The organism is Cellulophaga omnivescoria, assembly GCF_001999725.1.
Taxonomy (GTDB): Bacteria; Bacteroidota; Bacteroidia; order Flavobacteriales; family Flavobacteriaceae; genus Cellulophaga; species Cellulophaga omnivescoria.
In genome coordinates, this window is sequence record NZ_MDDP01000023.1 from 83,819 (window position 1) to 97,675 (window position 13,857).

Below are 13,857 nucleotides of genomic sequence, written 5' to 3' on the forward strand. Positions count from 1 at the left end.
TTCATATTTATGAGATTATTTTTAGTAGTATTGGCTGTTGCATCCTTATTAACAGGATGCAACAACAAGCCAAAAAAAATACAAAAACAAGTTTGGACAGATGAAGCCTTAATGGACTCTGTACAAAAACAAACCTTTAGCTATTTTTGGGATGGAGCAGAACCTGTTTCTGGACTTGCTAGAGAGCGTATACATTTAGACAGTATTTACCCAACACATGATAAAGATATAATTACTATTGGTGGTTCCGGTTTTGGATTAATGGCTATAGTTGTTGGTGCAGAACGTGGTTATATTACAAAAGAAGAAGCATTATCTAGATTTGAAAAATCTGTAGATTTCTTAGAAAAAGCAGATCGTTTTCATGGTGCATGGCCACATTGGTTATTGCCTAGTGGTAAAGTTGCTCCTTTTAGTACGTATGATGATGGTGGAGATTTGGTAGAAACTGCCTTTTTAATTCAAGGTCTATTAACAGTAAAAGAGTATTACGCTAATGGAGGCGAACGTGAACAAAAACTAGTTGCTAAAATTCAGCAACTTTGGGAAGAAGTAGAATGGGATTGGTACACTAAAGGAGAAAACACCTTATACTGGCACTGGTCCCCTAATGTAGCGTGGAAAATGAATTTTCCTGTTGGTGGTTACAATGAGGCTTTAATTATGTACATATTAGCTGCTGCATCACCAACACATCCTGTTTCTAAAGATGTTTATGATAAAGGTTGGGCTTTAGACGGACAAATCGCAAAAGACACTGTTTATTATGGTTTAGAAACAGAACTTAACCATTATGAGCATGATGCATCTCCTGTTGGTCCGTTATTTTGGGCACATTATTCATACTTAGGTTTAAACCCTAAAGGATTAACAGATGCCTATGCAGACTATTGGAAATTAAATGTTAATCACGCTAAAATACACTACAGACACGCAGTAGAAAACCCAAATAAGTATAAGGGTTACGGCAAAAATTTATGGGGATTAACATCTAGCTATTCTGTTAAAGGTTATGCTGGCCACAGACCAGATAACGACTTAGGCGTAATATCACCAACAGCAGCTTTATCTTCTATGCCATACACACCTAAAGAGAGTTTACAGTTTTTACGCTATATGTATACAGAACAAGATTCGCTTGTTGGTAAGTATGGTCCTTATGATGCTTTTAGCTTGGAAAGTGATTGGTCTTTACCTCGCTATTTAGCTATAGACCAAGGCCCAATTCCTGTAATGATAGAAAACTATAGAACAGGTTTATTATGGAATTTATTTATGAAAAATAAAGACTTACATAAGGGATTAGAAAAACTAGGTTTCTCTACAACGCACAAAAATGACAATTAAAAATAGTCTTTTTACAACATTACTTATACTTGTAATTATCTCGTGCAAAAGCGGAGATGATTACGAGTATACTCCAATTGAATTTCCTACTGATGACGATCCAATTTCTACACCTACAATAACAGATGAGGAGTTGCTAGATATTACACAGGCTGAAACCTTTAAATATTTTTGGGATTTTGCTGAAGAAAATTCTGGTGCAGCAAGAGAGCGATACCATCCTAACGACCCAAATAATAGTAAAAATACGGTTACAACAGGTGGTACAGGTTTTGGTATTATGGCGCTTATTGTGGGTATAGAAAGAGGGTTTATTACAAGAGACCAAGGGTTAGATAGGTTTTCTAAAATTTTAGATTTTTTAGAAAAAGCAGATCGTTTTCACGGTGCCTGGCCACATTGGCTTAACGGACAAACGGCTGCGGTTATACCGTTTAGTGCATTAGATAATGGAGGAGATTTGGTAGAAACTGCTTTTTTAACTCAAGGTTTAATCTGCTTAAAAGAATATTTAAAAAACGGCACAGATATAGAAAAAGCTATAGCAGCAAAAGCAGATGAGTTATGGAAAGGTGTTGAGTGGAACTGGTACACAAAAAATGAAAATACGCTGTATTGGCACTGGTCTCCTAACAACAATTTTGCAATAAACCTAGAGCTAAAAGGATACAATGAAGTTTTAATTACCTATGTTTTAGCAGCCGCTTCACCAAATTATTCAATTTCTAAAGAGGTGTATACAAACGGTTGGGCATCTAACGGTTCAATTACATCTGCAAACACAAAATATGGGTTTCCTTTATTAGCTAAACACGCTGGCAACCAAGAGTATGGCGGACCCTTATTTTGGGCTCATTATTCGTATTTGGGCCTAAACCCTAAAGGATTATCAGACGAGTATTTAAATTACTGGAACGTGAATACAAATCACGCCAAAGTAAACTATAGTTATAGTGTAGAAAATCCAAAGCAATTTAAAGATTATGGTAAAGATTGTTGGGGTTTAACAGCCAGCTATACCAGAAATTCAGATGGTACAATTGGGTATAATGCTCATAGTCCTTCTAACGATACAGGTGTTATATCACCAACTGCAGCAATTAGCTCTTTACCTTATACGCCAACAGAGTCTTTACAAGCGCTACATTATTTTTATAAAAATAAGGACAAGTTATTTGGGCCTGCTGGGTTTTATGATGCCTTTAGTCCGGAATATAATTATTGGGTTGCAGAACAGTATTTAGCTATAGACCAAGGGCCAATTATACTTATGATAGAGAATTACAGAACCGGACTTCTTTGGGAATTATTTATGCAAAATACTGATGTAAAAAACGGACTAGATAAACTAGATTTTAACTATGCAAACTAAAAATTTAAGTACTATACTGTTATTTGCTTTTGTTGTATTTACCATAAACGCACAACATACAGAAGCATACCAAAAAAAACATTTTATACAAAATACAGACACATTATTGTATAGAATATTATACCCACAAAATTTTGATGAAAACAAAAAATACCCTGTGCTTTTATTTTTGCACGGTGCAGGGGAGCGTGGTAATGACAATAAAAAACAATTAACACACGGGAGTAAATTATTTACATCAGAAATAGCAAAAACAGATTTTCCTGCCATTGTAATTTTTCCTCAATGTGCAGAAAATGATTACTGGTCTAAAGTAAAAGTGAACCGAAAAAAAAGTCCCATAAGTTTAAAATTTAAATATAAAAAAGGACCTACAAAATCTTTAGCCTTAACAATGGCTTTGTTAGATAGTATTTCTTCTAAAAAATACAGTAACAAACACCAAGTATATGTTATGGGGTTATCTATGGGTGGTATGGGAACCTATGAGATATTGTACAGAAAACCCAACACTTTTGCGGCTGCTATACCTATTTGCGGTGGTGGTGACCCAAAAGCCGTTGTAAACTATGCTACAAAAACTCCTATTTGGGCTTTTCATGGCGCAGAAGACAATGTAGTAAGTCCGCAAGAGTCTTTAACAATGGTTTCTGCCATATTAAAAGCTAAAGGTAAACCTAGATTTACATTGTTTGAAAACGCAAACCATAACAGCTGGGATCCTGCATTTGCAGAACCATTATTGTTGTCTTGGTTGTTTTCTCATTCTTTAAATTAAAATCATTCTTAAAAATTAAAAACAAACCCATCACGGGAATAAAATATAGTATATGAAAAAAACAAAACTACTACTAATGCTCACCTTTTGCAGCAGTTTTCTAGCAATAGGGCAAACTAAAGTTCCTTTTATAGAAAATTTACTTGCAAAAATGACTATTGACGAAAAAATAGGACAACTAAATTTAGTAACACCAGGTGGTGGTATTGCCACGGGCTCTGTTGTTAGTAGTAACGTTGAAGAAAAAATTAAAGCTGCTGAGGTTGGTGGTATGTTTGGTATATCTGGTCCAGAAAAACTTAAAATAGCACAAGACTTTGCCGTAAAAGAAACCAGATTAAAAATTCCTTTATTCTTTGGTTCTGATGTAATACATGGTTACAAAACCACATTTCCTATTCCACTTGGTACTGCATCTAGTTGGGATATGGATTTAATTAAAAAAATGGCTCAAATTGCAGCACAAGAAGCTACTGCAGATGGTATTAACTGGAACTTCTCTCCTATGGTAGATGTGGCTCGTGATCCGCGTTGGGGAAGAATTGCAGAGGGTGCTGGTGAGGATCCCTATTTGGGCTCTGCTATTGCAAAAGCAATGGTACAAGGCTACCAAGGAACAGATTTAACATCTAAAAATACTATGATAGCTACCATTAAGCACTTTGCACTTTATGGAGCTGCTGAGGCTGGTAGAGATTATAATTCTGTTGATATGAGTAAAATAAAAATGTTTAATCAATATTTACCACCATACAAAGCCGGTATAGATGCTGGCGCAGCAAGTATAATGACATCTTTTAACGATGTAGACGGCATACCTGCAAGCGGCAACAAATGGTTACTTACAGATTTACTCCGTAAAAAATGGGGCTTTAAAGGCTTTGTAGTTTCAGATTACACTTCTGTTAATGAAATGATTGCTCACGGACTTGGAGATTTACAAGATGTATCTGCTTTATCTTTAAAAGCTGGCTTAGATATGGATATGGTTGGTGAAGGTTTTTTAACTACGCTTAAAAAATCTTTAAATGAAGGTCGTGTTACTGAAGAGGAAATTACCAATGCTTGTAGAAGAATATTAGAAGCAAAATACAAACTTGGCCTTTTTGATGATCCTTATAAATATATTGATGCTAAAAGACCTAAAAAAGACATTTTAACTAAAGCTAATAAAGCATTTGCAAGGGATGCTGCTAAACGTTCGTTTGTATTATTTAAAAACCATAACAACGTATTACCACTTAGTAAAACAGCCAATATTGCATTAATTGGTCCTTTAGCAAACAATAAAAATAATATGTTGGGTACATGGGCTCCTACAGGAGATCCGCAATTATCTACTCCTGTTTTAGAAGGTTTTAAAAGTGTTGCGCCAAAGGCAAAAATAACATATGCCAAAGGCGCTAATATTACAGATGATGCCGAGCTGGCTAAAAAAGTAAATGTTTTTGGAACACGTGTAGATATTGATAAAAGGTCATCTCAAGAACTTTTGCAAGAAGCATTAGACCTTGCTAAAACATCTGATGTTGTTGTTGCCGTTGTAGGTGAAGCATCAGAGATGAGTGGTGAAGCCGCTAGTAGAACAGATATCTCTATTCCTGCTAATCAAAAAAAATTAATACAAGCATTAGTAAAAACAGGCAAGCCTGTTGTTATGGTATTAATGAGCGGTAGACCGTTAACCATTGAAGAAGAATTTAATCTTCCTGTTAGTATTCTTCAAGTTTGGCACCCTGGTATAGAAGCAGGTAATGCTATTGCTGATGTTATTTTTGGAGATTATAATCCGTCTGGAAAAATAACTGCTACGTGGCCAAGAAATGTAGGGCAAATTCCTATTTATCATAGTATAAAAAATACTGGAAGACCTGCACCAACTGAGGCCTTTGAAAAATTTAAAAGCAATTATTTAGATGTTAAAAATGCGCCCTTATTACCTTTTGGTTACGGACTTAGTTATACTTCATTTGCATATGAGAACATCAACCTATCTAAAAAAGAAATTGAACAAGGACAAGATGTAACCGTTTCTGTTACTGTAAAAAACACTGGTAATTTTGATGGTGAAGAAGTTGTACAACTATATTTAAGGGATGTTGTGCGCAGTATTACACCACCAATGAGACAATTAAAAGGCTTTAAAAAAGTATTTCTTAAAAAAGGAGAATCTAAAACAGTAGAATTAATACTTACGGCAGACGATTTTAAATTTTACAATAGCACTTTAGACTTTATTGCGGAACCTGGAGATTTTGAGATATTTGTAGGGACAAATTCTAACGCCCAATTAAAGGCAACTTTAACCCTAAAATAATTAATACATATGCGTATTTATTTAGCTTTTTTAAAACGTGCTACTTTTTTAATATTAATTGTACTAACAACTACTATTGGTAATTCGCAAACAAGGTATGAGCAAAAGGTATTTTCAGACATTAAAATGAAAACATATACCTATGCAGACACGTTAAAACTAGATTTCTACAGCATTAAAAAAGATACCGTTACCAAAAAACCTTTGCTAATTTTAGTTCACGGAGGCGGTTTCAGTGGGGGAAAGCGCGATAATCCATCAGAAATAAAATTTTGCGAAGATATGGCAAAAAGAGGCTACGCTGTAGCCTCTATAAGCTATAGACTGGTGCGTAAAGGTAATCCGCTTGGTTTTAGTTGTAATTGTCCGGCAGACCAAAAAATAGAAACATTTGTATCGGTTTCTAAGGATATTTTAAAAGCAACGCAGTTTTTAATTGATAAAAAAGATAAGCTTGAATTTAACCCAGAAAATATAATACTTATTGGAAGTAGCGCTGGTGCAGAGGCGGTATTAAATACTGTATTTATGAAAAATGAATTTAGCTTTAAAAAATTGCCCTACGCTACTATTAAATACAAAGGAGTAATATCATTTGCAGGTGCCATAGTAAATGCAAATTACATTACAAAAAATACGGCAATACCAACAATGTTATTTCATGGAGTTAAGGATAATTTGGTACCCTATTCTACCGCACCTCATCATTTATGTGAAGAAGATAAGGCAGGTTTTATTATGTTAGACGGCTCCTTAACCATTGCAGAAAAACTAGAGCAATTAGATGTTGCACACACACTTGTTGTAGACAAGAGTGGTACACATAATTGGGCTAGTATACCATACAGTTACACCAACCTTATTGCCAAGTTTATTAAACAAAATGTTTTAGAAAAACAAAACATACAAAGTACAATTAAAGTAAAGCACAAAAATTAATTATGCTTAAGAAGAAGTTCTATATTGTAGTTTTAGTACTAGCTATTATTGGCTGTAAACAAAAAGAACCTCCTAAAAAGCAAGTACACAAAAGGCCTAATATTATTTTTATTATGTCTGATGATCATGCTGTACAAGCAATTAGTGCTTACAACCATTCTATTGGCAAATTAGCTCCAACACCCAATATAGACAAAATTGCTACAGAAGGTGCAATTTTTAATAGCAGCTATGTAACAAATTCTATTTGTGGACCAAGTAGGGCTGTTATTTTAACAGGCAAGCACAGTCATATAAATGGGTTTAGACAAAATGGAGATCATTTTAATGGAGACCAGGAAACGCTACCTAAAATTTTAAAAAATGAAGGCTACCAAACAGCCTTAATGGGCAAATGGCATTTGCATGATTACCCACAAGGTTTTGATAATTGGAAAATTCTTGTAGATCAAGGAAATTATTACAATCCCGATTTTATTGAAAACGGAGACACCACCCGTGTTAAAGGCTATGCTACAGACTTAATTACTGCAGATGCTATAGATTGGCTTAAAAACAAAAGAAAAGACAGTGTGCCCTTCTTTTTAATGGTGCAACATAAAGCACCACATAGAAATTGGATGCCAGCACTTCGTCATTTAAATAAATATGACTCGGTTACTTTTTCCTTACCTACTTCTTATTTTCCTAAATTTAGCAATCAAAATGCAAGTAGTACACAGCAACAAACCATTTATAAAGATATGTATGAGGGTCACGACTTAAAACTATCTAGTGGCTTAAACAAAACTACACTGGCCCACAATCCTTGGAAAACAGATTTTGAGCGTATGTCTACCAAACAAAGAGCAATTTGGGATAGTGCATATATAGCTAAAAACAACGCCTTTTACAAAGCCAAACTAAGTAACGAGGAAATAGCTATATGGAAAGGACAAAGGTACTTACAAGATTATATGGCAACTATTGCATCTGTAGATGAAGGAGTAGGCGAAATATTAGATTATTTAAAAGCCAATAATTTAGAGGAAAATACCATTGTAGTTTATACTTCTGACCAAGGTTTTTATATGGGTGAAAATGGCTGGTTTGATAAGCGTTTTATGTATGAAGAATCTTTTAGAACACCATTACTTATTAAATACCCACAAACCATAAAACCAGGTACAAAAATAAATGCTATGGTACAAAATTTAGATTATGCACCCACTATTTTAGATTTTGCTGGCATACCTAATAAAGCTGAAAATATGCAGGGAATATCCTTTAAAGGTTTGTTAGATGGTACAATAAATGAAGACGATTTTAGAGACGCTATTTACTACCATTACTATGACTATCCTGCTTTTCATATGGTAAAAAAACATTATGGTATTAAAACAAAACGTTATAAGCTTATTCATTTTTATGATGATATTGATGTTTGGGAATTTTACGATCTAGAAACAGACCCAAAAGAGCAGATTAACCAAATTAATAATACTACGTATGCAAAAGAAATTGAACTAATGCATACTAAATTGAAAGAACTTCAAAAAGAATATAAAATAACTAATAAAGAGTTTACAAAAGCCAAAAAAGAAGACGTAAACAAGGCATACAAACAATTTAAAAAACTTAGAGGCATACCTAAAAGTTAAAAAGTCGGTATTTACACACCGACTTTAACTGACTTAAATTAGATTAATAAAAGAACAATTAATCTAACGCAAATGTTAAGGTTTTTATGGTCTTAAATGTTAATTTAATATCAAAGTTGTATTAACGTTTTACGCTATTACCTCCTCTTTAGTCACTATTTTATTTACAATAAGTGCAATTGCACCATCACCAGTAATATTTGCGGCAGTACCAAAACTATCCATTGCAATATAAAGTGCTATCATTAATGCTTGTGCCTCTGCGTTAAAACCCAACATTGTTTGTAATATACCTACCGCAGCCATAATTGCACCTCCAGGAACTCCTGGTGCAGCAACCATTGCTATACCTAACATCATTACAAAACCAGCAAACATTGTAAAATTAAAATCTAAACCTTGCATAAGCATAAGTGCTACTGCACAGGCAACAATTTTCATTGTACTACCCGCTAAATGTATAGTGGCGCAAAGTGGCACAACAAAATTAGCAACCTTAGGAGATACGCCATTTTTTTGTACTTGCTGTAACGTAACTGGTATGGTAGCAGCAGAAGATTGTGTACCCAAAGCTGTTAAATATGCAGGAGCCATATTAAGTAGTGCTTTTACTGGATTTTGTTTGGTTATTGCACCAGCTATAATAAACTGTACTAACATTAGTAAAAAGTGCATTATAAAAATAATTCCTATAATTTTTAAAAACACACTAAGTACAGACTCTACCTGACCATTATAAGCAATGGCAGAAAAAATACCAAGAATATATAATGGCAATAAAGGAATAATTACCTTCTCTATAACCATCATTATTATTTTTTGAAAATCGTTAGCTACTTTTTTTAAGCTACTTTCTCCTTGTGATGCCAATCCTAAACCAATTACAAATGCCAGTACTAAGGCAGACATAACATCTAATACAGGAGGAATTGTTATAGAGAAAAACGGACTTAATTTTTCTACACCTTCACCAACATTTTGTACGGTTTGTGGTTCTATAAATGAAGGGAAAAAGCCTGATGCTACAAAGTAGGTTGAAAACCCCGAGAATAAAGTAGATCCATATGCTATAGCGGCTGTAATAAGTAATAATTTACCTGCTCCCTTGCCAAGATCTGCAATTGCAGGCATAATTAAACCTAAAATAATTAACGGTATTGCAAAGCCTAAAAACTGACTAAAAACAGCTTTAAAAGTGTTAAATAACCTATTTATAGATTCTGGTAAATACAAGCCTATAAGTATACCTAAAATAATTGCAATAAATACTTTAAATAATAGGTTTGAAGTAATTTTTTTAAGCATAGCCTAGTTTTTATTTTTATAAAAAACACAAATATAGCCTAAGTAAGCTAGTCACTAATTTATTATAACAGTTACTTATTAACTAGCTAGGTTTATAAACTAGAATTAATCTAAAGAAAAAGAAAAGTCGTTATAACTTTCTGTGCTCCATGCCAAGTGCCTTGTAGCTGGTGATGCTGCAAAAAACGGAGAAAACGTATGCACCTTTACCGTTTTGTTATCTGGTAAAAACTCTAAAATTCGTAACCAACCGTCTCCACCATTACCTTGCCATCCGCCACCCATAGCTTGGGCGTTAAATGCCATTTGACTCACTTTTTTACCTCCTTTATTTTTGTCTACTTTAAAGCCCACGTGAGCTTTAAAATCATCTGCACCACCAATATGACCAGAAAACACTAGTTGTATATTTTTAGATGGTTCTACTAATTTTTTCCAAACTGCCTCTCCGTAGTTAGCATCTTTTACAGGATAATTCTCTTTTTCTATACGCTGGTTTTTAGCGTTTAAGTAAGAGTGCGTAAGTACTGCAACTGTATGGTTTTTGTACTTATCTTCATCTACCACATTTTTTGCCCATTGTACAATAGTATCTCTTGGTGCAAACTCTAAGGTCATAAATAAAAATTTACGCCCATTAGGCGCGGTAAAATTAAAAGCTGCGTTTTCTAAACTTGGGTGGCCGCCAGCATTTTTTGCAGCCGCACTTAGTAACTTATAATTAGCTTGGTTTTTATGCGCTGGAAAATACGTATTGTAGTTAGATCCTCTGTGTTCTACACCTTTGTATCCGTAATCATGATTACCTGCAGCCAACACATAAGGTACTTGCCCATCTAACCTACCAAACATTCTAGACACAGCCATCCATTGTTGTCTGCTTGTTTGGTTTCCGTTTTTACCGTCGGGGATAATCATATCGTTTTGCTCTACTAAATCTCCGGTACACAATACCATTTTAATATTTAGTGAATCTACGTTTTCACTTATCCAAGCCGTCATTAAATCTAAAGTGCCTTGGTTGCGTTGGTACTTAACGTAGTTTTGAGTATCTGGTACCAAGATTAAACTCCATGAGTTTGGGTTAGATAGTTTTGGTGCTTTGTATTTTTTTTGGGCTATAATAGATTGTTGGGTTGCAAAAAGTAACAACGTTACTACTATAAACTGGTAAACCTTTTTCATACAAGTGTAATTATTTATCAATCTTAAAAATTGATTGTCTTCTTTTATTTTAGTCATCAAAAATAACTGAAAAATTACTTTTGGAATCTATAAAACAAATTATATAAAGTTAACTTAATATTAAAAAAGGAGCATATTTGTAAAGTATCAACCTAAAAATATAAAACAAATAGCCACTTATTAATTCAAAGCTATTTTAATACATTTAAACAAAAATTATATGTTCTTATAATGGTATTGGAGTAACAAAAAAAGCACTAAATACAAAAAATGGACTCCTGAATACGGAAAAGCTCTTTATTACAGATATTAAAGAAGAGTTGTACTCCGACAAAGCTTACAACCGTGCCGTAGTTGCATATAAAAACAACGTTCCTTTTCAGCTCTTGGTAACAGATTTACAGTTTAAAGAAGGATATACAGACCGTAAACTTACATCTGGCATAGAGCTTATAAATGCCATAGAAAGGATACAACATACTATTAAGGTTATTGTAAACTCTATGGAAGATTACCTAACAAAAATAAAAGCTCTTTTTAAAGAGCAAAAAATGAATGGGTTTGTATGTAAAGGCAGAGAAAACTTAAATGAACATATGACGGCCATACAAGATGTTTATAATGGTAATAGCTATGTTTCTCCGCAAATAAATATGAGTTCTAACACTTCTATTATAGAGCTAGATGATTTTGAGGCTAAGAATACAACGCATCTAATTGCTAAACTTACCAGAGACGGAATTATATAATTCCTAGATTACTAAATCACAGAAAACTTAAAAAAAACAGGAAGATGATCTGATAAGTCTCTTCCTGCATCCAAATTATTACAAGTTTTAATAAAGTCTATAACCTTAGAATCTACCTTTTGTATTTGTTTAGAGTAAAAAATATTATCAATAGCGTGGTTGGTATACTGCCCCCTGTAACATTTCCTTTTTAGCGTTGTTTTCTTATTTACTACTGCAGTTTTGTAGCCTTTATTTTTGAGATTGTTAAACGCATCGTTTTTATCATTTATATTAAAATCTCCTACAAGTAATATTGGTGAGGTAAACGAATTTAATATATATTTTGATATTGCTTTTACTTCGCTTTCCGGGTCTCTATTATATGGTCTAGAGTGAAAATTAAGTACGGTAAATTTTTTGCCTTCAATATAAAAATTTAGTAAAAAAGGTTCTCTCTCTACCTGCTCGTCTAGCTCTTTTACCAAAAAACCTCTGCTCTTTATTTTAATATGTTTTGTTTTCCAAATAAAGGCATAACGCTCTGTTATATATTTGGAGCTGTTGGTAGGATTACTAATTACATAGTCCCACTTACTACCTTTTCTATTTAAAATGTCAGATAATTTAGCCACCGCTTGTGCACCGCCATAACCAGCCACAACTTCTTGTATTGCTAAAATATCTGTATCTCTAACAATATCTGCTATTTTGTCTAATTCTTCACTGTTTTTAGTTTTACCAAAATCTCTAATATTCCAAGAGATTATCTTTACTTCTTTAGACTGAGAATACGTAGAAAAATGAAGAGATATTAAACACAGTAATAATAGTTTTTTTAGCATTTTATTAATTATTTAAAAGCAAAAGTAACCTCATTACGGATATCCGTAAAACTATTTTTATAAGTAGGTTTCTTTTTGTGCTGTTGTTACTAATAGTTGCAATTATAAAGATATTTGGTCTGCTTGCTAATGCGGTAATAGGGGAAGTTATCCAAATTAGTAGGCAAGGCCTTTTCTTTACACATTTCTGTATTTTATTGTAAGTTAAATAATGTAAGTTTGTATTTTTCTACGCACAACCACTATGACTAAACCGTACTACGAAATTAAGAAGACCATTACTAATGAGTACTACTATAATTTAAAAACTAGTGAAGGAGAAATAATATTATATGGTGAAGTATTTAAAAGTTTAGAAGCGTGTAAACAACAAATTATTTTTATTAAACAATATGCTTATGATTATGATTACTACTACAGTAAACTAACAAAAAACAACAAGCATTACTTTTATTTGTGTTTAAATAAGGATACGCTGCTAGGCAAAAGCAATATATACAATACAGAAGAAGAAAAAGAACTAGGCATTGCATCTGTAATGCTATGTGCTACAGTAGCTACTATTAAGGTTTTTAGTGAGGAAGAGGAATAGTTTGGCAGCTTAATTTTAATTTACTCTAAACTAAATTCTAATTTTTTAGTTACCCTCATATATTAACTTGTTGCTAATCATAAAAAAACGAATCATAATTTGCCCCCTTGATTATCACCTAAAACCAAAAAAGCCTTTACATTTCTGTAAAGGCTTTTATTTGCTTGTGGTCCCACATGGGCTCGAACCATGGACCCCCTGATTATGAGTCAGGTGCTCTAACCAGCTGAGCTATAGGACCTGCATTTTGCGGATGCAATATTACTATTTATTTTGTTACAATCCAAAAGAACATTGCAGTTATATTAACTTTTTTATTTTAATGGCGCTGGTGCTTCTTGGCAAAGCTCTATTAATGTGCCATTTGTACCCTTTGGATGTAAAAAAGCAACTAGTTTATTATCTGCTCCTTTTTTAGGCGTTTCGTTTAAAACCACAAAACCTTCAGCTTTTAAACGTGCAATTTCTGCAACAATATCATCTACTGCAAATGCTATATGGTGCACACCTTCACCTTTTTTAGCTATAAATTTTGCAATCGGACTATCTTCTTTAGTTGCCTCTAACAGTTCAATTTTATTTGGGCCTTGCATAAAAAAAGAGGTTTTAACACCCTCAGACGCTACTTCTTCTTCTTTATAACTTGGTGTGCCCAACAATTTTTCAAACAAAATATTAGATGCTTTAAGGTCTTTAACTGCTATTCCTATATGTTCTATTTTTTGCATAATCTATCTTTAAAAATATAAAGGCTAAAATTACAACAATTAATCTTTTAGGTAATCCCCTAGGATACTAGGCTAAGGTAT

General features: G+C 33.4%; 12 protein-coding genes and 1 tRNA gene. 8 read left to right on the forward strand and 5 right to left on the reverse strand.

Annotated elements, in window-relative coordinates:
• The first annotated feature begins 9 nt into the window (after positions 1-9).
• Genes BFJ87_RS11125 through BFJ87_RS11150 form a run of 6 tightly spaced genes read left to right on the forward strand, consistent with a single transcriptional unit; the run spans position 10 to position 8,393 of the window.
• Positions 10-1,347 carry a glucoamylase family protein gene (locus tag BFJ87_RS11125; RefSeq protein WP_077404280.1) on the forward strand — a complete coding sequence of 446 codons (1,338 nt, stop codon included), beginning with the start codon at positions 10-12 and terminating at the stop codon, positions 1,345-1,347.
• Positions 1,337-2,719: a glucoamylase family protein gene (locus BFJ87_RS11130; RefSeq protein ID WP_077404283.1), complete on the forward strand. Its 1,383-nt coding sequence runs from the start codon at positions 1,337-1,339 to the stop codon at positions 2,717-2,719. Before BFJ87_RS11125 ends, BFJ87_RS11130 begins: the two co-directional genes overlap by 11 nt.
• Positions 2,709-3,497, forward strand: a complete 789-nt coding sequence (locus BFJ87_RS11135) for a carboxylesterase family protein (RefSeq protein WP_077404286.1) — start codon at positions 2,709-2,711, stop codon at positions 3,495-3,497. Before BFJ87_RS11130 ends, BFJ87_RS11135 begins: the two co-directional genes overlap by 11 nt.
• 52 nt (positions 3,498-3,549) lie before the next feature.
• On the forward strand, positions 3,550-5,814 hold the full coding sequence (gene bglX / locus BFJ87_RS11140; RefSeq protein WP_077404290.1) for a beta-glucosidase BglX: 2,265 nt from the start codon (positions 3,550-3,552) through the stop codon (positions 5,812-5,814).
• A 9-nt stretch (positions 5,815-5,823) separates the two neighbouring features.
• Positions 5,824-6,753, forward strand: a complete 930-nt coding sequence (locus BFJ87_RS11145) for an alpha/beta hydrolase (protein WP_077404293.1) — start codon at positions 5,824-5,826, stop codon at positions 6,751-6,753.
• 2 nt (positions 6,754-6,755) lie between these two features.
• Positions 6,756-8,393, forward strand: coding sequence for a sulfatase family protein (locus BFJ87_RS11150; protein WP_077404296.1), 1,638 nt, complete (start codon positions 6,756-6,758; stop codon positions 8,391-8,393).
• Between the two features lie 129 nt (positions 8,394-8,522).
• On the opposite strand, the gene BFJ87_RS11155 is transcribed toward BFJ87_RS11150, so the two are convergent.
• Together BFJ87_RS11155 and BFJ87_RS11160 are read right to left on the reverse strand one after the other, a co-directional pair.
• Complete coding sequence (locus tag BFJ87_RS11155) at positions 8,523-9,698, reverse strand: dicarboxylate/amino acid:cation symporter (RefSeq protein WP_077404299.1); 1,176 nt, start codon at positions 9,696-9,698, stop codon at positions 8,523-8,525.
• A gap of 105 nt (positions 9,699-9,803) precedes the next feature.
• The gene (locus tag BFJ87_RS11160; RefSeq protein ID WP_077404302.1) at positions 9,804-10,883 is read right to left on the reverse strand and encodes a metallophosphoesterase; all 1,080 of its coding nucleotides are present in this window, start codon (positions 10,881-10,883) and stop codon (positions 9,804-9,806) included.
• 320 nt (positions 10,884-11,203) lie between these two features.
• Between BFJ87_RS11160 and BFJ87_RS11165 the strand changes: the two genes are divergently transcribed.
• Positions 11,204-11,632 (forward strand): response regulator, encoded by a 429-nt coding sequence (locus BFJ87_RS11165; RefSeq protein WP_139344236.1) that lies wholly within the window; start codon positions 11,204-11,206, stop codon positions 11,630-11,632.
• Between the two features lie 11 nt (positions 11,633-11,643).
• Here the strand turns inward: BFJ87_RS11165 and BFJ87_RS11170 are convergent, their stop codons facing one another.
• Positions 11,644-12,456, reverse strand: a complete 813-nt coding sequence (locus BFJ87_RS11170) for an endonuclease/exonuclease/phosphatase family protein (RefSeq protein ID WP_077404308.1) — start codon at positions 12,454-12,456, stop codon at positions 11,644-11,646.
• A 244-nt stretch (positions 12,457-12,700) separates the two neighbouring features.
• Between BFJ87_RS11170 and BFJ87_RS11175 the strand changes: the two genes are divergently transcribed.
• On the forward strand, positions 12,701-13,048 hold the full coding sequence (locus tag BFJ87_RS11175; RefSeq protein ID WP_077404311.1) for a YegP family protein: 348 nt from the start codon (positions 12,701-12,703) through the stop codon (positions 13,046-13,048).
• A 167-nt stretch (positions 13,049-13,215) separates the two neighbouring features.
• Here BFJ87_RS11175 and BFJ87_RS11180 read toward each other — a convergent pair.
• Both BFJ87_RS11180 and mce read right to left on the reverse strand, forming a co-directional pair.
• Positions 13,216-13,289, reverse strand: a tRNA-Ile gene (locus BFJ87_RS11180).
• 73 nt (positions 13,290-13,362) lie between these two features.
• Positions 13,363-13,776 (reverse strand): methylmalonyl-CoA epimerase, encoded by a 414-nt coding sequence (mce, locus tag BFJ87_RS11185; RefSeq protein ID WP_077404314.1) that lies wholly within the window; start codon positions 13,774-13,776, stop codon positions 13,363-13,365.
• Positions 13,777-13,857: the final 81 nt, after the last annotated feature.